Genomic DNA, 19,319 nt, shown 5'->3' on the forward strand with positions numbered 1-19,319 from the left:
CTCCAGATGAATAGGTTTTGTGGTGATTACATACAACATCAATTGGACTGATGCAAAAAGTCCAGTCAATAACTTTTCTACACGAACCCGATTACTGCGTCAACAATCCTATAGAGGTGCTACTTTATTATTCAAACTTTTTTAGTCACGACCTGATATTTCAATTGAACAATTCCACAACCTATATTTTTCGTTTCCATCAATTCGAGATCGATATCCTGTTTTAGCGGACCAAATAATGAACGCCCAGAACCAAGTAGTATAGGAATTAATGTAATTGTTAATTCATCAATCAAATTTTCAGAAATAAATCTTTGAATGGTGATTCCTCCATCAATATAAAGATGTTTTATTCCTTTTTCTGCCAAGCGTTCAACAAGGACGGATGGTTTTTCAGCAGATAAAGAAACGCATTTTTGCAAATGTCTGGGAATATTTATTGTTTTGCTACTCAGGACCACTACGGGAAGATCCCCATATGGCCATTCATCAAATGATAGGACCTGTTCAAAGGAGTTTCTTCCCATAACCAATCCATCGACTGTAGAAATAAATGATTGATAACCGCCATCTTCACCTGGGGGCACTAGAGTATTAAAGTGGTTAAGCCAATCAATAGAGCCATTCTCTCGAGCGATAAATCCATCCACAGTTGTGGCAATAAATACGGAGCACTTCATGGACATGCGAAAATTCCTTGTGAAATAATTTTGACTTGTGAACTGAGTCATTGAATCTAGGCTTAACTTACTAGGAAAAATATTATAAAAACAATACTTAATAATAAGAGTAAAAGATTAATTTTTTGTCGTGTTAAAAGCTTTAATAAAGTATATAGAATAATACCTCCACCAATTCCATCAGCAATAGAAGCAGTAAAAGGGATCATCATAATCGTTACCATACATGGAGCGGTTTCACTGACATCATGCAACTTCATATCGGTGAGATGTTTCATCATACAGCAAGCCACATACAAAAGGGCGGGACCTACTGCATAGTTAGGAATCATCCGTGCCAATGGTGAGAAAAACAACATAAGAAGAAATCCGATAGCAATCACTATAGCTGTTATTCCGCCGCGTCCACCGGCTTCAATTCCTGCAGCAGACTCGATATAGGGAGAGGTACTCGCAGAGCCTAATAATCCTGCTACAGCAGAAGCAGCTGCATCTGCAGTTAAACAATTGCTAAGACGTTTTGAATAATTTTCTTGTTGTTTAAATACAGATGGATTTAATAAACCAATCAACGTCCCAGTAGCATCGAACACAGCAATTAAAAAAAAGGTAAATGTGGCTTTTAAAGCAAGAGCGGTATTTAGGCCAGAAAAATCAAGTTTTAAAAAAGTAGGCTCCATGGAAGGGGGCATGGAAATTAATCCTTGCCAGGTCGATAAACCCAGCAATAAACTTAAGAGAGAAATACTGAGTATTCCAAGAATTATTGCTCCTGGAATTTGAAAATAATCTAAAATCAATATGAGTAAAAAACCTAAGAAAAATAAGCCGCTTTCCGGACGATTGAGTTCACCAAGACGCATTAAATTGTGCTGATCCTCAATAATAATTTGATTGTTTTGCAAGGTAATTAAAGCAATTAATAAACTGATTCCTATTAAGATAGCAATTTGTAAATTATGGGGAATTGCTTCGATTAAAAGACGTCTCAGACTGGTAAGTGACATTATAAAAAATAAGACACCTGAAAGAAATACAATGGCTAAGGCTTGTTGCCAAGGTATTCCCATGCCTTGAACTACCGTATAAGAAAAGAAAATATTTAATGCCATACCAGGCGCAATGCCTATAGGAGTGTTGGCAAATATTCCTGCAATGAGACAAGCGAAAGCAGTAATCAGACAAGTGGCTGTAAAGACTGCTCCCTGATCCATCCCAGCATCATGAAGTATGCTTGGATTAATGAAGGCGATATATACCATGGTTAAAAAAGTGGTAATTCCCGCAATGATTTCAGTTCTCAAGGTAGTGTCTTTGAGAAAATAGGACTTTAACCGTTCCATAGTATTCTATTCTCGTATTTAAAAGAAAATCTAAAGGCACTGGCAATCTTATGATTGTGTGCCCTAAGTAATTGTCCTACTAAACATAACAAAAAATCAATTTAAAGTATCTAGGGTTATTGAAATTAATGACCGCTCTCTGAGTCTTGCTCAATCAATCATTTGCACAGACTCCATTCATTAACCATTGTGCCGATTGGTTACTCAAAGGTTAATATTTTTATCATACGATAGTTTCTAAATTGAATACCATACAACTCCTTATTTTGTTTCGCTTCAGTAAGATACCCACAATGTTCGAAAAATGCTTTGGCGGTAATGCTAACGTCAGCGAAGAGTTTTGGAATTCCTAATGCTATGGCTAAATGTTCGCGAACTTCTAACAATGCTTTACCAATACCTTGATTTTGATAGTCTTTATGCACATAACCTCGATTGAGATAACCGTTTTTTTCTAAGTCGGAAAATCCAAGGATTTTGCCATTTTTCTTATCAATGGCAACAAAGGTATAGTTTTCAGCTAGAGATTTTATCCATTGGGATAGATCGGGATTTTTTGGTGCCCATACATCGAGTTGTTCTTTGTTATAATCCCTACAGTTGACATAATGGACGGTATCATAAAAGAGTTGATAAATTTCTGCCTCATCTCCCTGTTCATAAGCTCTAATATAAAATTTTTGATTTGCAATTGATGTTTTAAAGGCAGGGTAGAATTCTAAGAGTTTTGCATCAGTCCAGAGTTGTTTGATTTCAAAGAGCATGTCTTCTGCCATTTTTCTTAAGTGAGGCAATAAATTGTTTCTGGATGCAATATGAATAAATGCTTGTAAACGCGATAAAACTCTCGGTCGTACCCAATTTTCTTCAGCCTTCCACAATGAATCCTCTGGAACAGGACCTGAAGGACCTAGTCTGTCTTTTTCAAAAGTTGAATCAAGGAAAGGGAGCGTTTGTTGTAATAACCAAAAACCACAGGCTTCTGTATATGCTTTGGCATAGGCGACATCATCTGATGCTGCTGGAATGGTTTGTTTGAGTTCTTCTCTATAAGTAATCTCTAACGCAATAATGACTTCTTCAGGTATGGACTTTGCACACCAACAGGTAGGCATACACATTCGCAGATAAGTACCATCCAGTAGAGCATTCCGAACAGCCCCCCATTCAAAATCAATGAGCTGTAAATCACGAGCCCCTTCATGATCGAAAACATTATCTGGACAAATATCACCATGGGTTAGCACAGTAAATGGACCTGGTGTGAGTAACGAATTAATTACAGATTTGGCTTCACTAATGCATTCTACGGTTAAAGATAGATTGAGTTTACTATTAGCATCTTGCAGTTTTTTAAGTAAATCAGTTTGTGTAAAACCAATACTCTCTTGTAGCGTTTCAGTGTTCTCATCAATTTTCTTTAAAATCGTTTCATATAGTACGGTTTTACCAAAGCCTGAAGCATGGAAGCTACCTAATGCCCTCATAAAGCGACTCAAGGACAAAATCGCATTTTCCCGGCAGCGTCGTGTTAATGAGTCAACTAAACTGATATGTGGCGCCCCTAAATCTTCAATAAGAATAAATCGATACTCTTTATTACCACCATAAAAGTAAGGAACATTATGGATGCTCTGATGAATTTTATTTGCAAATTCTAGACCAGCCCAATCACGAGCAAATCGAGCGATAGCTTCTTTGTCATCTTGATCGGACACTTCAGGTAGAGATTGTTTGAAAATGATGCTTTTAGGCACAGAGTTTGATTTGCTGTGCAGCTTGATACGGACCAAAATATTTCGACGTTCTGCTTCACTTAAAAAATCAAATGAGCTTATTTCTAAATCTGTTGCAAAATGGTTCTGAAGTATTTGTATCATTTTTTGTAGGACATCGGGATGAATTTTTTGTTTCTTTACGTTCATGTCACTAAACCTTTTTACTAAAGACGTTTAAGTAAGATTAAATAGGAGTTGTCTTCACTGTAATTAGTACGTTTAAATCCAGCTTTTTCATAGCAACGAATTGCCTGGTGATTATTCACTGCTGGATCAACAAGAATGGCATTAATGCTATTGGGAAGCTCTGTTATGAATGATTCAATAATTTGTTGACCCAATCCTTTCCCACGTTGATTGCTGGAAGCGATAAAGAGATCGATACCTGCCAAGTTATTGGGTTGATAAAGATGAAATAAAGGATGGTTTTTATGACCAATCCCTTCTGGAACATGATTACTTAAACAGTAATACTGGATAAATCCAAGAGGAAGGCCATTAATATAAATAATAAAACTTGGTACATTATGGCCTCTTAGAACACGGGGGAGATATTTTTCTTTGATGTCCTTCAATGACCACAATTTACCTCGAGCATACCATTGATTAATAACAGGTTCTTGGAACCATTGATATAAAAGAATAAGGTCATTTTCTGTTAATGGCTTAAAAATAAAGGACTTGGTATGATTCATTTTGAGATATTTAGCGAGCTATTAGGACGTTTATTTGGGACGTAAATGAAATATTATTCATTTTTGTGTCCAAAAGTTTTTTTGTTTTTTATTGTAACTTATTGATTGAAGTGTGGCTACAGGTGGCCCCAGCCATTTTAATCCACGCCCCGACGCTAATTTCTTCTATGTCACGATAGCTTAAAGCGTACGCGATGTGCTAACGCCAACATCAAAATCACAGCATTTTTTTAAAAGCTGTTGTTTGCACCTGATCATCTCTTAACATAGTCCGTTAGTCCCAATAAGATTAACCGAGTTAGATATGGGCTTAACAGCCCAGCCTATTTTATTTATAGGTCTCTAAAACCTATTTTGTGCTTTAGACATAAGAATTGCATGTTCCTTATCCTCTAGATATTCTTTTAATTTAAATTGAGAATCTTTAGAATTAATTGCACTTAATCCCTCCTCAACAGCTACTCTATCTGGTAATACCTGTTGGAGTGGTAAGAAAGTAAAAAATTTATTATTATGAATTTTTTTAGACTTACTAAATCTTGCTTCATTGAGCCTGTCTAATGTAGCCATCATTGCTTTATTTCTTTGTTCAATAATATGTTCCATATTGGTTAAATATCCCAATTGAGGGGTAAATTTTTGAATACACTCTATTTTTCTCAACCAATCCTTCCATTCAAGGACTAACTTGTTCAACGGGTGGGTAAAATAACTTTTTTCGATAGTAGAATACAAAGCCGCTATGTTTTCTAAATTAAAAGCAAGATTTAATTTATCTAACTCTGGAAATTTTTTGAGGCTTGCATTTATTCTAGTGATCAATTTTGTTGATAAAGAATCTTGCAAATTTTTAATATTATAAGTTGTAGCATAATAGTTGGAAGAATAAGGAAGTATCCCCATAAAACTTTCGTCTAGTTCAATCTCTAATTTGCCCAATTGATCTTCTACGAATATAGAAAGGAGACCAACAGTCCTTTTTAAAGCATCCAAATCATGTAATTTATTTACTGTTTCTACCCAAACGTCCCAATCCCACCCGAAACAACGGTAAGTATTCCTTAGTTCTAAACCTATACATTCAGTATCTGTAAGAGAAGGAACATCTTTTTGCAGCACATAATCGTATCCAGTTCCCATGTGTTGGATGAAATTTATACCAAATCTCGGGAAATTAATATTGGGGGATACTAAAAAAAAGTATTCAACTTGATCTAGTGAAACATTTTGACTTTGACTAATAACATGATAGTCATAAGGTATTTGATCTACAAAATTCAATAATAATTGTGAACGATCTGTTGTCTTGGAGGTCAAATTATCTTCCTGAGATTGCCTATCTCCAAGTGCCATAGACGTTTCATTTCTCCCATAGGCTGGAACTAAAAGAGACTGAAGCGCTAATGCAAAGATTAGAGTTTTTATGGGGTTATCTGTAACGCGAGTTAAGCTAGAAACGATACTTTGATAAACCTCAAAAATGAAAGTTAAACTCGTCTCAGGAATGGACAATAGCTCCATTTCATCATCAATAATTTTATACAAAGGATCAAGTACGTTTGAGGCTTTTATCTGTTTTATTTGGCCCCAAAACCAACTGCGGGTAATGTATTTATTAGGGCATCGAAATTCACGGCCTCGTAAATAATCTTTAGTAGCACGCAAGCATTGATACCACGTGTCATCATCTATTAAGTTGTCTTGTTGGATTTGTTTAAAAAGACTAGATAATTCATCGGTATTTTCATTTCTCACAAACGAATTTATTGCTTTGCATAATGCTTCACATACTGATTCTAATAATTCATCAGAAAGTGTTACATATTTTTTGATGTATCGAGAAAGAGTTTGTGGGTTTGCAAAAGATCTATCATTAAAAAACATAAAATTTATCCTAAATGAAAGCTTAAATTAATCAATAATAAAAATTTTGCTTATTATAAATTATGATTAAATTTAATACTTACTTATCTTGCTAGTAATTTATTTTACTCATGTTACGCAGTAAGTCATAATTCATCAAAATTGAGCTGACAGCTTTTAAAATTAATAAAGAAGGACAACAGAGAAAACAGCAAAAAAATGTGTATGTGTAACTGTTTCCATATTTCTTACTTAGGGTTTTAGGTGGTTTGCTGTACAAAGTAAGTCAATTAATTTGCACTTTAACAGCATGCTTTTATTAAGAGTAATTGCGTGGTTTTTGATTTTGATGGTGGCTATGGGTGGACTCGAACCACCGACCTCAGCATTATGAGTGCCGCGCTCTAACCGGCTGAGCTACATAGCCACAAGACGCGTGATTTTGTCTTTTTAAGGGAAAGATGTCAAGTCTGTTGCGTATTTTTTTTGATTTTTTTTCTATGGATAGATGATTTTACTTGCCTTGTGTTTGTAATTTCGAAATTTGAAACTTAGGGATAAGTGAACCATATTTTCAATATTCTGCAGGGCGTTATCTAACATTTCAACAACTAGCGCAAAAAATGTTTCTTTGGCTGGTCTTCTAGAGTATAATGCGCCGAAATTTTATTCAGAAAGGAGATTTAATGTTACAGAAGTGTATTTTAAAACTTGTGTGTGGCGTAATTGTATTAGTGAGTTTGTCATCTTGCGCTGTAGTAAAGGCGACTAATCAACCTGGAAAAAAAGATTTATCTGTTTTACGGCTTCATACACCTCGTTCTCATGTTATTGCAGAGTTGGGTAAGCCAGTGAATACTCAAATTCATAATGGAAAAAGAACAGATATTTACAGTTTTGTACAAGGATATTCTAAGGGCAATAAAGCGGCTAGAGCAATTGGACATGGTGTAGCTGATGTTTTCACTTTAGGTTTATGGGAAGTTGCGGGCACCCCTCTGGAAGGGATTGCAAATGGTCGCAATGTACAAGTAGAAGTAACCTACGGTAAGACCGATCATGTAGAAAAAGTTAATTACATCAAAGGTCTTCCTAGCGACTATACTCAGACTAGACGATTACATCGTTAATTTCTTCCTTAAATTCACCATGCTACCAGGATAAATAAATTACTCATCCTGGTGGCATAACATCTTTCAGCATTCAAATTGATAAGTTTAATTGTACGTTTGGTCATCAGCTTGACGTAGGGTTTTTTTGATACCGTTTGGTGAATTCATCATTGGAGGAAAAATTATCAAAATAACGTCTGAAATCATTAAACTCGTCTTCACATTTTATGCCAAATTTAATTTGTTAATTAATAGATTAAATTTAGATAGTTCATTATTCCATAATAGTCTATCCCATCAGGATTCATTAATTCTGATGCCTTATGCAATTCCAATAAAGATTTTTTCAAACTCTTAAGAGGAGAATACCTAGGTTGCTAAAAGATGCAGCAAAAAAAAGCATTAATTTACATAATCCATAATATATTTAATATTTCCTTTTTGCTCATTTTAGTTCTTCAATAATTAGAATCTCGTTACTAGAATCTAAGAAAGACGGCATTAAATTCTTAAGAAGGTTACTCGAGGAGAGGAGGATATTGGAAGAGCCTGGGTGTATCACATTCACCCAGGCTAATGCAGAAGGTTTAAATAATCAATAAATACATGGCTCCGGGTCCACGTAATATTTGAACTAACAATTCTTGCTTTTTCTGTTGAGCAACTTGCTGTAGTGATTTAACGTCTTTAATAGGTGACTTATTTGCAGAGATAATGATGTCTCCGGGTCTTAAACCAGCACGCCATCCAGCACTTGTTTCTGAAGCCCCCACGACTTGTACACCAATGACATTACCATGAGGTGGTGTTTCTTGCTCAAAGTTTCTTAATGCAAGCCCATAAAGAAAAGGGTTTTCTGATTGGAGTTTTTGTTCGTGTGATTTAATGTCAGTTACCACTGCATCAAGGGAGATTGTTTTGCCGTCACGGAGAACAACCATTTTAACATTAGAACCGACACGTAAGAGGCTAATGGTTGTTTTTACCTGAGTTGCTTGGGTGATTTTTGTATTGTTAATTTGAGTAATAATATCACCTGATTTCAACCCAGCTCGTTCTGCGGGTGAATTTGGATTAACTTGTGATACCAATGCACCTTGGAAATCTTCGGGATATCCTAAAGAATGGGCAAGTTCAGGTGTCAAATGTTGAACAAATATACCCATTAAGCCCCGATGAATTGAGCCGAACTTAATAATTTGTTGCGCTACATCTTTTGCCATATTAATGGGTATAGCAAAACCAATTCCGACATTACCGCCATAAGGAGAAAGAATTGCAGTATTAATTCCAATCAATTCTCCTTTTGTATTAACCAATGCACCCCCAGAGTTACCTGGATTAATTGCTGCATCAGTTTGAATAAAGTTTTCTACTCCCTCGATATTTAGGTCACTACGTTTTAATGCACTAACAATACCAAAGGTCGCAGACTGACTGTTACCAAAACTGTTTAAGCCGAAAGGGTTACCAATAGCAACTACAAAATCACCTACTTGTAATTGATCTGAATCCCCTATAGGCAATGATTTTAAGTTTGTTGCGCTGATTTTTAAGATAGCTAAGTCTGTTTCGCTATCACTACCAATCAGCTTCGCTTTTAAACGTCGACCATCTTGTAGCGTAATGGTAACAAGGTTCGCATTGCGAATTACATGATCGTTAGTAATAATAATTCCGTTTTGCGCGTCTACGATAACACCAGAGCCTATACTTTCAAATTTACGCCCTTTTTCAGGAGCAGTTTGATTAGGCTGTCTACTATTCTGCGCTTCCTCATCATTGCCAGCAGAACCGGGTGACGTAGCATTAGGGGGTAAATAACCCTGTACCGCAACATTGACTATTGCAGGCATAATATTTTTTAAGACCGGAGCTAAACTCGGTATAGGAGCGGGAGCTGCTTCGTTAGCCGCATAGGTGAATGTGGCTGTCAAAAGAAGCAGGGTACTTATAATGAATTTGATATGTTTAATCATATTATTAGTCCTGAGGTTGATCATTAAACCAGATTAAGGTAGCTATTCTACCTGTTTGTGACGTTCTTCGATAGGAATACAACTCATTTTTTAACTCAAAAGTACATAAACCAGACTGATAAACCGCTTTAATCCCTTTAGAGATCAGCACAATTTCAGCAATTAGAGGTAAATTAGCCAGCCATTTTCCGTTAGCAGGTTTAAAAGCTTGCTTACTTAAAGGGTAATGGTTGGTAAATGTTTGGTATACCTCCTCCCCAATTTCATAACACTTTTGACAAATTGATGGCCCTATCCAAGCCAATACATCAGATGGAGTGCTCTTCATTTTATCAAGTGTATTTTCAACAATACCTTGAGCCAGGCCTTTCCAGCCTGCATGAATTGCTGCAATCTCAGTGCCTTGCACATTAGAAAGCATAATAGGAAGGCAATCGGCAGTAAGGATCACTAAAGGGAATTTTGCTGAACGAGTTATGGAGGCATCTGCATTTCTATTGGAGTCGTCTTCAACAATAATACAGCGAGTGCTATGAGTTTGGGATAACCACTGAGGTTCACCTGGAAGATGTAACATCTCCACAAGTTGTTGTCTATTTTTTAGCACATGGTCCTCACGATCCCCCACACCCAACCCCATGTTATTGCTGTCATAAGGAGCTTGGCTATATCCTGATAAACGTGTTGTACTCAAAGCCATGACATTTTTTGGCGCTGGCCAATTTGCTAAGTTAGTCTTCATAATGCGCGTCCAATGTGTTAAGAAGAAGGGTAAAATCATCAGGCAGGGGAGCCTTAAACGTCAACTCATTTTCCGTTTTGGGATGATAAAATGAGAGTGTGGCAGCATGCAGGGCTTGTCTTTTAAAATCTTGGAGTAGGGTACGTAACTCTTCGGTGGCATGAGTTGGAAATCGCATACGACCACCATACAATGGATCACCGACTACGGGGTGGTGGATGTAAGCTAAATGAACTCTTATTTGATGGGTTCGCCCAGTCATTAAATTGACGTCTAATAAAGTAAAATCCTGATATTGTTTTTTTACCGAATAATGGGTGATGGCTTGTCGTCCTTGCTCCTGAACAGCCATTTTTAATCGATTTCTTGGGTGTCGTCCAAAACCAGTATCAATTGTCCCGCCAGAAATAATATGACCTTGGACTAAAGTAACATAATGACGCTGAATTTCGCGAGCTTGCATTTGTCGTATTAAAGAGGTATGTGCTGGTAAAGTTTTTGCTACGACCAATAAACCTGTTGTATCTTTATCTAATCGATGAATAATGCCCGCCCTCGGTAAATGGTGTAAGGTGGGGGCATGATGCAGCAGAGCATTCACTAAGGTATGCTCTCTATTCCCAGCTCCAGGATGAACTACCATATTTTCTGGTTTATTGAGTACTAAAAGCTCTTCGTCCTCATAAACTATATTTAAAGGAATTTCTTCGGCCGCACATTGATTAAAATCCTGCTCCGTAAAGGTAAAATCAACGTTAATTTCAATCACATCGCCATCTAAAACCTTGTCTTTGGGTTTGCATGGTCTTTGATTGAGTATTATTGTTCCGCTTTTAATCCAATTACTGAGTTGCGAACGAGAGTAATCTGGAAGTAGATGCGCGAGCACACTGTCAATTCTTTGATTGTGATACTCGCGAGGTACAGTTAATTGTTTATGAATATGTTCTATCATCAAATCGTTTCAGTCTCAACTGCGGTGAGACGACCTCGTAAGGAGTTAGGTAATGCCTCACTGATTTGGACATCAACAAATTGCCCTATTAAATGAGCTGGACCGTCAAAATTTACCACTCGATTGCATTCGGTACGACCCGAAAGTTGTTGAGAGTCTTTTTTAGCATGACCGGTAACTAATATTTTCTGAATGCTGCCAGTCATTGACTGACTGTAACGAGATGCTTGTAATAGCAGTCTATTTTGTAAGATCTGTAATCTTTGTTTTTTTACCTCGAGAGGGGTGTCATCGGGTAAATTCGCTGCAGGGGTACCTGGTCTTGGACTGTAAATAAAACTAAAGGAGGTATCAAACCCTATTTCATGAACTAAATCCATGGTGTCCTGAAAATCTTTATCTGTTTCACCTGGAAAACCAACAATAATATCCGTAGATAAACGAATATCTGGGCGTACTTTACGCAGTTTTCTAATCTTGGATTTGAATTCTAATGCCGTATACCCTCGCTTCATTAGACCTAAAATACGGTCAGAACCGCTTTGTACCGGTAAATGTAGATGATTTGCTAATTCAGGTACTTCTGCATAGGCATTAATTAAATTATCTGAGAATGCCAAAGGGTGCGATGTTGTAAAACGGATTCTACCTATTCCTTCTATGGCAGCAAGATAATGAATTAAAAGGGCCAAATCGGCGATATCACCCTGTTCCATTTTCCCACGATAATCGTTAACGTTTTGTCCTAATAAATTGATTTCTCTGACGCCTTGAGTTGCTAATTGATAACACTCAGCAAGCACATCATCGAATGGACGGCTAATCTCCGTACCCCGTGTATAGGGTACAACACAGAAACTACAGTATTTGCTACAGCCTTCCATTATCGAAACAAATGCAGTGGGTCCTTCAGCTTTGGGTGCTGGTAAATGATCAAACTTTTCGATTTCAGGGAAACTGATATCAACAACAGGCTTTTTCTTTTCCATTCGTTGGTTTAGTAATGCTGGAAGTCGATGTAAGGTTTGTGGACCAAACACGATATCAACAAAAGGTGCACGTTTAATAATATCTTCACCTTCTTGGCTAGCAACACAACCACCTACACCTATAACCACATGGGGATTTTTAGCTTTATATTCTCGCCATTGACCTAATTGAGAAAAGACCTTCTCTTGTGCTTTTTCACGAATAGAACAGGTGTTGAGCAATATTACATCGGCTTCTTCAACACGTTCAGTTTTGACTAAGCCATGTGATTGCAACAAAACTTCTGCCATTTTAGTTGAATCATATTCATTCATCTGGCAGCCGTTGGTTTTGATGTATAATTTTTTAGCCATATCAAATCTACTTTAAAAACGTGCCTGAGTGAAGGGCGCAATCCGTGACAGGGGACGCGGGTTCCATTCACCCAGGCTACTATATTCTAGGAAGTTCCGTATTATTTCATTAATGTACACTTTGGCAATAAGTTTCTTTAATTTTCGGTAAAATAATTAAGGCAACGAGCATTCCTAGCGGGAGAATCGCTAGTCCTGTATGATAAGCCTCCAAGGGATAAACTCTAACATTTCCATTCATTTCACCTTGCCACATCTTGTCAAGAATATAACCAATGAGCGGTTGTGCAATTGCTATACCTACCATGTTCATCATGTTCATAAAGCTTAAACCTGTAGCAACATATTTTTTATTACATAATTCTTTGGCCACGGTAAATGCAGGTAAAAACCCCGCTGAAAAAATACCAAATGCAAATAATAAAAGTTCCATATAAATTGCGGTACTAATTGGAACAAAAATAAAGAGTAGAGAGCATATAAGTGCGCCAATACATCCAATGTACATAGGTGGTTTGCGCAATCCAATACGATTGGAAAGTATTCCCCATAAGGGGCTAGCAATTGCCCAGCCAATGAAAACTAGCGAAATATAGTTTGCCGCAGTCGTCTTAGTAATCATCATTTTATTTATCAAAAAAGGGACTCCCCAGAGGCCACAAAAAACTGGAGTTGCCATATACATCAGACCGCCATAGCATGCCACTAACCAAAGTTGTTTATTCTTCATCAGAGCTAATAAGCTGGGAATGAGATGTTCTTCTTCAATAGGATGATGTGAGTGAACTATTTCGTGATTTTTAGGAGTATCTTTGGCTATAACAATAAGTAAGACTGCAAGAATAAGTCCAATAGTACCCATAATGAGCATACTGTGGCGCCATCCAAAATTCTCAATTAATAAAGCAAGAGGCGCTTCTCCACCAATAGCTCCGAGCATCCCTATTGTGACCATGAGACCAGTAAGTAAGGCAAAACGTTGAGCTGGAAACCAATTCGCTGCAAGTTTCATAGTGCCTACCGCGGCAAATGCGGAGCCAAAGCCTATCATCAAACGAGCCACACAGGCCATAAAAAAATTATCCGTCATTCCAAATGCAATAGTACTTACCGCACATACAACTGTTGCCAAAGTAAGCAACCGATGGGGCCCAAAATAATCCATTAATACCCCGCCCGGTAATTGCATGGCCGCATAAGAATAAAAATAGACACCGGATAAAATTCCTAATGTTTGGCTGGTAACTGAGAAATCCCTCATCAATTCGTTACTCATAACGCTAGGTGAAACTTGTAAAAGACATTCGTAAAAATAAAATAAGCAACCTAAGCCCCATACCATCCAAGGCATTATTGATTGTATCCCAAAATTTGCTACTGATGCGGACCGTGTATTGTAGTGTGCCATTCTTTTATCATTCTCCAGATTTATCTATACGAAGTTGACTTTATGTTCTCTTGGGGCCATAAGATATCAGTATCATGTTGACCAGCCATCCTGGCATTCTTCAATTAATTCTCGTTGTAGTCCTTTTTACAACGGAACTTCTTTTTAGACTAATATCCACCTAAACTTCACTGTACGAACATATGAAGTATGTGTTTATTTTGAATAAAAACTGGAAAATACTTCGTAGATCAGATTGTTAAATCTCACTTCGCATATAAAACAGTTTTTTAAATCAAAAAGTCAACCGGCAACGTTATCACAGAAATATGCAAATTTCACCATGTAAAATATTAACATTTTGTTCAGTATTTGTCTATTTGTCGTTTGATTAATCAGCGGAGTCTACAACTACTCGAGTTCCTTTCATACCATCACCGGGAAGATCCACAAATTCTTCGTTAAGCCAACGTGCGTCCTCAATAAACATTCTGACACAACCATGGCTGGCTCTGTATCCAGGGACTTCATAACTACCATGGAGTGCATAGCCTCTGAAGAAATGCATACAATAAGGCATTAATGCTCCACCATCATTCCCGTCAGATCTTCTAGGAAAAACAGTGGAAACACAGTCTATGTCTTGTTTGCGAATAACACGAAAAGAACCTGTGGGAGTACTACATCCCCCTATAACCCCGGTGCACTTTCCTATTCCTGCGGAAATAGGCCCCCACCAGAGTAGTTCCCCATCTTGATCATAGGCAGCCCAGGCTAATTTTTTTTGACTTACATAAATTGTTTTTTCTCCTTCGGAGTCAATATACCTAGGGAAGGGGGAAACATCATAGATAGTTAATCGATCGATATTTTTGGGCACAGCAATAGTCATCCCTGGACGTAATGAGACATTCATACGATTGATTCGCCGTACCATATCTCGTTCTTCAGCATTAGGAAACAACTTCTCCCAGTCCTCTCCATTTTTAACTTTCATACAAAAATAATCAGGTGAGTTACATAAAGTTTCACCGTATCGCGTATAGGCGAGAGCAAGTTGACTCATTGACCATAAACAAATAGATACTGTCATTGATATCATAAGTTTCATAAATGATCTCAATTTAAGCTGTTGTACTCTCTATAGCGACACTTTAAAAAATAACTTTAAAATTATATGAGTTACTAATAAAGGTACCACATGAGAATAAATTCCTGGGTTACTCTATTAGAAATATAATAAAGTACAAGAATATAAAATTAAGAGGTTTACTCCTCGGACTCTGGATGGCCAGGAGAAACTTTTTGCCAAGCTTCGTGCACTTGAGCCAGCAATGAATTGGATTGAGATAATAGTTCCTTGTCATTATTAAGATTGGCTTTTAAGAGCAAGTATTCAATATGCATGTATATTTGGAGTAAGTTCTCTGCTATTTCACCGCCGTGTTCATGATTTAGACTAGTTTTTAAACCTTCAATAATACTGAGTGCTTTACTAATATGTTCCCCCTTTTGTTGAACTTCACTACGATCAATATTACCTTGAGCAGTCGCAATATGTGTTCGTGCTCCTTGTAATAATAAATTAATTAATTCATGAGGGGAGGCTGCATCAATACGAGTTTGTAATTCAATAGTCTTATATTGATTTATAACTTGTTGATTAGAATTTTTCATCAATTTGCTCCATTATTTGCTTTTGAATTTGGGTAGATTCGACAAGATTTGGGTGAGCGTATTGCTGGTGTTTTGCATCTGGGAGATTAAGAGATCTACCGCATTCCATTGTTTGTAGTATCTTTTTTCAAGAGTTATGCTGCGATCATTAATGCGCTCTTGCATTTCGTCTAATTGTTTTGCTTGGGTGTTTAAGCGATCTATTCTTTCTGCAATTTCACCATTTTCATCTACCAGGGATTCTAAATAGCCATCAATCAATGAGGCTAAACCATCACTGACAATTATTTGCCCCCTGTTCCCTGTGAGTCCAGAAAGTACATCAACTGATAAGGAATTGAAGTCACCTGTGCCATTTAGAGTAATTCCATCTGTTGAAGTTGCTAAAATACCTCCTATAGTTCCAGCCATACTAACTCCAGGAGTATATTCGTTTAAAATAACATCATAGGTTCCGGCAACAACTTTAGTATCCACAGAATTAATTTTAATACCTGGATCGGTGGCGGTTATTTTTTTTGCAAATAATTGACTAATGTCTTGATAATTTTTATTGATTACCTCATCCAATCTTTCAGAATCAATTTCTAATAAACCATTTTTATCACTTGTGATTCCCAAGTCTCCAAGACTTTTAATTGAGCCAACTGTAGTTAATGGGTTAGTAGCTAAGTTATATAAGTTTGTTTTTAATTCTCTTAATTTATCATCGCCTTGTAGAACGCCTCTTTTTCTAGTTTCCATATCGAAACCGGTTAAGGTTGTGAGGAAGTTAATGAAATCATTATATTTTTTTACGAAATCATTAATTAAACCTTTAAGATGTTCGACATCTTTTTTTACCGTCAAGGACACTGTGGTCCCTGGATCAGCCTTTTGTAAGTCGAGAGTGATGCCCGTAATTGCATTCTTAAATTGATTGCTGCTTTCACTAAGAAGCAAACCATTAATTTGGACTTGGCTATTTTGGGCAGCCATGGTTTGACTTAATGAGGCATTGCTCGTTGTTGGATCATAATTCAAAGCACTCAAACTACCTGTAATTTGCATTGCATATTTTTCACCTGTTTGAGATGAGGTGAGGGTCAATCTTGAGCCGGTAGCATCTTGTACAATTGATGCTGTAACTCCTGCATTTGCAGCATTAATTGCATCACATACTTCAGTAAGGCTATCATTTCCAGAATTGATGTTAATTGTTATTGGTGATACCTCAGTATTTAATGTAAACGTGGAATTATTATTGCTGTAGGTACCAAAATTTATCGTTATGCTACCACTACCTATTGAAGAATTATTATTAGTGAAATAGCCACTTACAAGGCTTTGTGACTGGGCTAATTGATTTACTTTAATTTGATATATGCCTTCAATTGCTTGTCCTGTAAGAGAGGCAGATATATATCCAGTTTCGCTAAGTAAGCAATTCATTTTATTAAATTCACTAGCGTGAGATAGGGTATCGAGTGTTGTTTGAAAGCTGGACATGGCACTTTTTAGTTGTCCAAAAGCAGACAGTTCGGTTGTGACGGAATTAAGCTTTTTGTCATGTCGCAACTGTAAAGGCATGAGATCGGCTTTTACCATGCTTTCGACCATTGCTTTAATATCCAAACCTGATCCAATGCCTGGAGTTGATAGGCCCATAATATTCCCTTATCTATTTTAGTAATTTCAATAGAAATTACATGTATCCATAAATTGCGTTAAACATGTTTGTCTATAGAACCACTAATTATCCCATCAAGCAAGTTCAGTAAATGCAAATACTCATCGGAGGGTATTTTGCGAATTACTTTGTCTGAGATTTTATCGGTAACTATAGTTTGCAATAGACCTGTGGCGTGATCTATGGCCTGTTTTGAGTCTGTATCTAGATTTAGATCGGATGTGGCACATTTTGTCACAGGTTTAATGTTTTTATCTTTTAGTTTGACTGAATCTGTTTGTAGCAATTTATTATTTGCTGGAGGTATCGATTCCATAGTCATTTTCTAACTCCTTTCCCTTGATTTAAATGCTTAATCATTGGGATAAATAAGCCGAAAAGCGGCAAGTGCCGCATTTCGGTTTGTTACCGTTACTTCTATAGCATCTATCCTAACAAGGAAAGAACAGATTGTGGCATTGCATTTGCTTGGGCCAACATTGCTGTTCCTGCTTGTTGCAGGATTTGGTTCTTAGTTAAAGATGCCATTTCAGCTGCATAATCTGTATCTTGAATACGGCTGCGTGCAGCAGACATGTTATCAGATACGTTTTGCAGGTTAGCTACTGTAGCATCAAGTCGGTTTTGCAAAGCACCCAATGCAGCTCGGTTGTTAGTAACGCTATCTAAAGCAGAACTAATTCTCAGTATAGCCTGTTCAGCTCCAGATTGAGTGGTAATGTCAATACTATTAACTCCATTAGTATCCAGACTTATCGTGCTTGATAAACCAATATCAGCCACAGTCCCACCTAAAGTAATGGCTTGTGCAGCACTCATAGTGAGATTTCCACGTAAGGTAGCAGCAAATGAACCGCCTGTAACGGTCAGTCCGTCAGTACCTGCAGTAAAACCAGTACCGCTTTCAGTTACTGCTATATTTCTTCCATCAGCTGCAGTTAAGGTCATGCTACCACCGTTGAGAGAAGCTACCACTCCAGTCTGGCTACTCACAGCGTTGATTGCATCCATAAGGTTGGTATTAGTGAGGGCAGTGGCGACGTCTTGGTTGGTAAAAATGTCCACACCATTAATATTTAGGTTATAAGTATCCCCCGCATTTCCCCCTATAGCTCCAACAGTTGCAGTACCGGCAGTGGATGCAGTTACAGTTAAACCGGGAACACCAGCTGCATTAATTGCTGCTGCTTTGGCATATGCAGAGGAGCTGTCTTGACCGTTTGCCGTACCCACAAAGTTTGCGGAAGAGCTAATGCTGATTGCAGAGTTAGTGCCTAGAGCAACGGTAATGTCTGCAGCGGCGTTGCCCGTAACTGTACTTCCTTGTTGATAAGCAATGCTACCTATTGTTGAAGAGCCTATACTATTGATTGAAAACGAAAGAGTTTCACCCGCATTTGAACCAATTTGCAGAGAAGCGTTGGTATAAGAACCATTCAAAATGCTTTGACCATTAAATTGCGTACTTAAAGCGATATGGTCCATTTCACTTAGAAGGTTATTTACTTCATTTTGTAATGATTGACGGTTTGATTGGCTATAGGTTCCGTTTGCAGATTGCAGTGCCAACTCTCTCATACGTTGTAAAAGGTTCGTTGATTCTTGCATTGCACCTTCAGCAACCTGGGCCAATGAAATCCCGTCATTCGCATTTTTTACAGCTTGGTCCATACCACGAATTTGAGATGTCATATTTGTAGCAATTGCTAACCCTGCAGCATCATCTTTAGCGCTATTAATTTTTAGACCGGATGATAATCTTTGGATTGCAGTCGCCATAGCGTTACTTGATTTAGACAAGTTACGTTGGGCAACTAGCGACGGTACGTTAGTATTAATAATTTGAGCCATATTATAGTCTCCTCAGACCTAAATCCCTGGTTTGGGACATTGAAAATTGGTAAATTCCTTTTTAATGGCGAATTTACCGTACGCACAAAAGTTATCGGACGCACCGCAAAAAACTTTAGGTTAATGCCTGTTTTTTTTTAAAAAAATGGGAGATTTATTTATTAAAATGAACGTGTTATATTTTTTGTGCAGTTTGTTCACTAGGACTTTGCTTCATCTAGGTTACAGATCCCATAATTTAAGTT

General features: G+C 37.4%; 16 protein-coding genes and 1 tRNA gene. 1 reads left to right on the plus strand and 16 read right to left on the minus strand.

All coding sequences use genetic code 11. The features are described 5' to 3' along the window. Nucleotides 1-131: 131 nt before the first annotated feature. From HBNCFIEN_RS06925 to HBNCFIEN_RS06950, 6 genes are all read right to left on the minus strand, one after another. Nucleotides 132-686, minus strand: coding sequence for a dihydrofolate reductase family protein (locus tag HBNCFIEN_RS06925; RefSeq protein ID WP_182393329.1), 555 nt, complete (start codon nucleotides 684-686; stop codon nucleotides 132-134). Between the two features lie 56 nt (nucleotides 687-742). Continuing rightward, nucleotides 743-2,023 carry an NCS2 family permease gene (locus HBNCFIEN_RS06930; RefSeq protein WP_182393330.1) on the minus strand — a complete coding sequence of 427 codons (1,281 nt, stop codon included), beginning with the start codon at nucleotides 2,021-2,023 and terminating at the stop codon, nucleotides 743-745. A 200-nt stretch (nucleotides 2,024-2,223) separates the two neighbouring features. Beyond that, complete coding sequence (locus HBNCFIEN_RS06935) at nucleotides 2,224-3,948, minus strand: GNAT family N-acetyltransferase (protein ID WP_255464388.1); 1,725 nt, start codon at nucleotides 3,946-3,948, stop codon at nucleotides 2,224-2,226. A gap of 17 nt (nucleotides 3,949-3,965) precedes the next feature. After that, entirely contained in the window at nucleotides 3,966-4,496 is a 531-nt protein-coding gene (locus tag HBNCFIEN_RS06940) for a GNAT family N-acetyltransferase (RefSeq protein ID WP_182393331.1), read from the minus strand. A gap of 342 nt (nucleotides 4,497-4,838) precedes the next feature. Next, nucleotides 4,839-6,380: a hypothetical protein gene (locus HBNCFIEN_RS06945; protein ID WP_182393332.1), complete on the minus strand. Its 1,542-nt coding sequence runs from the start codon at nucleotides 6,378-6,380 to the stop codon at nucleotides 4,839-4,841. A gap of 329 nt (nucleotides 6,381-6,709) precedes the next feature. Beyond that, nucleotides 6,710-6,786 (minus strand) — tRNA-Met (locus HBNCFIEN_RS06950). Nucleotides 6,787-7,045: 259 nt separating this feature from the next. Here HBNCFIEN_RS06950 and HBNCFIEN_RS06955 point away from each other — a divergent pair. After that, a complete protein-coding gene (locus HBNCFIEN_RS06955; protein WP_220471010.1) occupies nucleotides 7,046-7,489 on the plus strand; it encodes a hypothetical protein in 444 nt (147 codons plus the stop codon). A 569-nt stretch (nucleotides 7,490-8,058) separates the two neighbouring features. Here the strand turns inward: HBNCFIEN_RS06955 and HBNCFIEN_RS06960 are convergent. From HBNCFIEN_RS06960 to HBNCFIEN_RS07005, 10 genes are all read right to left on the minus strand, one after another. Next, nucleotides 8,059-9,450, minus strand: a complete 1,392-nt coding sequence (locus HBNCFIEN_RS06960; protein WP_182393334.1) for a Do family serine endopeptidase — start codon at nucleotides 9,448-9,450, stop codon at nucleotides 8,059-8,061. Between the two features lie 4 nt (nucleotides 9,451-9,454). After that, nucleotides 9,455-10,192 carry a peptidoglycan editing factor PgeF gene (gene pgeF / locus HBNCFIEN_RS06965; RefSeq protein ID WP_182393336.1) on the minus strand — a complete coding sequence of 246 codons (738 nt, stop codon included), beginning with the start codon at nucleotides 10,190-10,192 and terminating at the stop codon, nucleotides 9,455-9,457. Continuing rightward, on the minus strand, nucleotides 10,182-11,147 hold the full coding sequence (rluD, locus tag HBNCFIEN_RS06970; RefSeq protein WP_182393338.1) for a 23S rRNA pseudouridine(1911/1915/1917) synthase RluD: 966 nt from the start codon (nucleotides 11,145-11,147) through the stop codon (nucleotides 10,182-10,184). Before rluD ends, pgeF begins: the two co-directional genes overlap by 11 nt. After that, the gene (gene miaB, locus HBNCFIEN_RS06975; protein ID WP_182393340.1) at nucleotides 11,147-12,490 is read right to left on the minus strand and encodes a tRNA (N6-isopentenyl adenosine(37)-C2)-methylthiotransferase MiaB; all 1,344 of its coding nucleotides are present in this window, start codon (nucleotides 12,488-12,490) and stop codon (nucleotides 11,147-11,149) included. Before miaB ends, rluD begins: the two co-directional genes overlap by 1 nt. 109 nt (nucleotides 12,491-12,599) lie before the next feature. Next, nucleotides 12,600-13,898, minus strand: coding sequence for an MFS transporter (locus HBNCFIEN_RS06980; protein ID WP_182393342.1), 1,299 nt, complete (start codon nucleotides 13,896-13,898; stop codon nucleotides 12,600-12,602). Between the two features lie 370 nt (nucleotides 13,899-14,268). Next, nucleotides 14,269-14,979 carry a L,D-transpeptidase gene (locus HBNCFIEN_RS06985; protein ID WP_370530122.1) on the minus strand — a complete coding sequence of 237 codons (711 nt, stop codon included), beginning with the start codon at nucleotides 14,977-14,979 and terminating at the stop codon, nucleotides 14,269-14,271. 167 nt (nucleotides 14,980-15,146) lie between these two features. Continuing rightward, the gene (fliS, locus tag HBNCFIEN_RS06990) at nucleotides 15,147-15,554 is read right to left on the minus strand and encodes a flagellar export chaperone FliS (protein ID WP_182393345.1); all 408 of its coding nucleotides are present in this window, start codon (nucleotides 15,552-15,554) and stop codon (nucleotides 15,147-15,149) included. Between the two features lie 12 nt (nucleotides 15,555-15,566). Beyond that, on the minus strand, nucleotides 15,567-17,201 hold the full coding sequence (gene fliD / locus HBNCFIEN_RS06995; protein ID WP_182393346.1) for a flagellar filament capping protein FliD: 1,635 nt from the start codon (nucleotides 17,199-17,201) through the stop codon (nucleotides 15,567-15,569). A 59-nt stretch (nucleotides 17,202-17,260) separates the two neighbouring features. Continuing rightward, a complete protein-coding gene (locus HBNCFIEN_RS07000; protein ID WP_182393348.1) occupies nucleotides 17,261-17,545 on the minus strand; it encodes a flagellar protein FlaG in 285 nt (94 codons plus the stop codon). Between the two features lie 104 nt (nucleotides 17,546-17,649). Next, nucleotides 17,650-19,074 (minus strand): flagellin, encoded by a 1,425-nt coding sequence (locus HBNCFIEN_RS07005; protein WP_182393350.1) that lies wholly within the window; start codon nucleotides 19,072-19,074, stop codon nucleotides 17,650-17,652. Nucleotides 19,075-19,319 lie beyond the last annotated feature (245 nt).

Source organism: Legionella sp. PC997 (assembly GCF_014109825.1).
In the GTDB taxonomy this organism is placed as follows: domain Bacteria; phylum Pseudomonadota; class Gammaproteobacteria; order Legionellales; family Legionellaceae; genus Legionella.

What these genes read in the sequence shown, in the direction of transcription:
- HBNCFIEN_RS06925 (WP_182393329.1), bottom strand. Translation starts at nt 686, where the DNA reads ATGTCCATGAAGTGCTCCGTATTTATTGCCACAACTGTGGATGGATTT.
- HBNCFIEN_RS06985 (WP_370530122.1), bottom strand. Translation starts at nt 14,979, where the DNA reads ATGATATCAATGACAGTATCTATTTGTTTATGGTCAATGAGTCAACTT.
- HBNCFIEN_RS06980 (WP_182393342.1), bottom strand. Translation starts at nt 13,898, where the DNA reads ATGGCACACTACAATACACGGTCCGCATCAGTAGCAAATTTTGGGATA.
- HBNCFIEN_RS06940 (WP_182393331.1), bottom strand. Translation starts at nt 4,496, where the DNA reads ATGAATCATACCAAGTCCTTTATTTTTAAGCCATTAACAGAAAATGAC.
- pgeF (WP_182393336.1), bottom strand. Translation starts at nt 10,192, where the DNA reads ATGAAGACTAACTTAGCAAATTGGCCAGCGCCAAAAAATGTCATGGCT.
- HBNCFIEN_RS06930 (WP_182393330.1), bottom strand. Translation starts at nt 2,023, where the DNA reads ATGGAACGGTTAAAGTCCTATTTTCTCAAAGACACTACCTTGAGAACT.
- fliS (WP_182393345.1), bottom strand. Translation starts at nt 15,554, where the DNA reads ATGAAAAATTCTAATCAACAAGTTATAAATCAATATAAGACTATTGAA.
- miaB (WP_182393340.1), bottom strand. Translation starts at nt 12,490, where the DNA reads ATGGCTAAAAAATTATACATCAAAACCAACGGCTGCCAGATGAATGAA.
- fliD (WP_182393346.1), bottom strand. Translation starts at nt 17,201, where the DNA reads ATGGGCCTATCAACTCCAGGCATTGGATCAGGTTTGGATATTAAAGCA.
- rluD (WP_182393338.1), bottom strand. Translation starts at nt 11,147, where the DNA reads ATGATAGAACATATTCATAAACAATTAACTGTACCTCGCGAGTATCAC.
- HBNCFIEN_RS06935 (WP_255464388.1), bottom strand. Translation starts at nt 3,948, where the DNA reads ATGAACGTAAAGAAACAAAAAATTCATCCCGATGTCCTACAAAAAATG.
- HBNCFIEN_RS07000 (WP_182393348.1), bottom strand. Translation starts at nt 17,545, where the DNA reads ATGACTATGGAATCGATACCTCCAGCAAATAATAAATTGCTACAAACA.
- HBNCFIEN_RS07005 (WP_182393350.1), bottom strand. Translation starts at nt 19,074, where the DNA reads ATGGCTCAAATTATTAATACTAACGTACCGTCGCTAGTTGCCCAACGT.
- HBNCFIEN_RS06945 (WP_182393332.1), bottom strand. Translation starts at nt 6,380, where the DNA reads ATGTTTTTTAATGATAGATCTTTTGCAAACCCACAAACTCTTTCTCGA.
- HBNCFIEN_RS06955 (WP_220471010.1), top strand. Translation starts at nt 7,046, where the DNA reads ATGTTACAGAAGTGTATTTTAAAACTTGTGTGTGGCGTAATTGTATTA.
- HBNCFIEN_RS06960 (WP_182393334.1), bottom strand. Translation starts at nt 9,450, where the DNA reads ATGATTAAACATATCAAATTCATTATAAGTACCCTGCTTCTTTTGACA.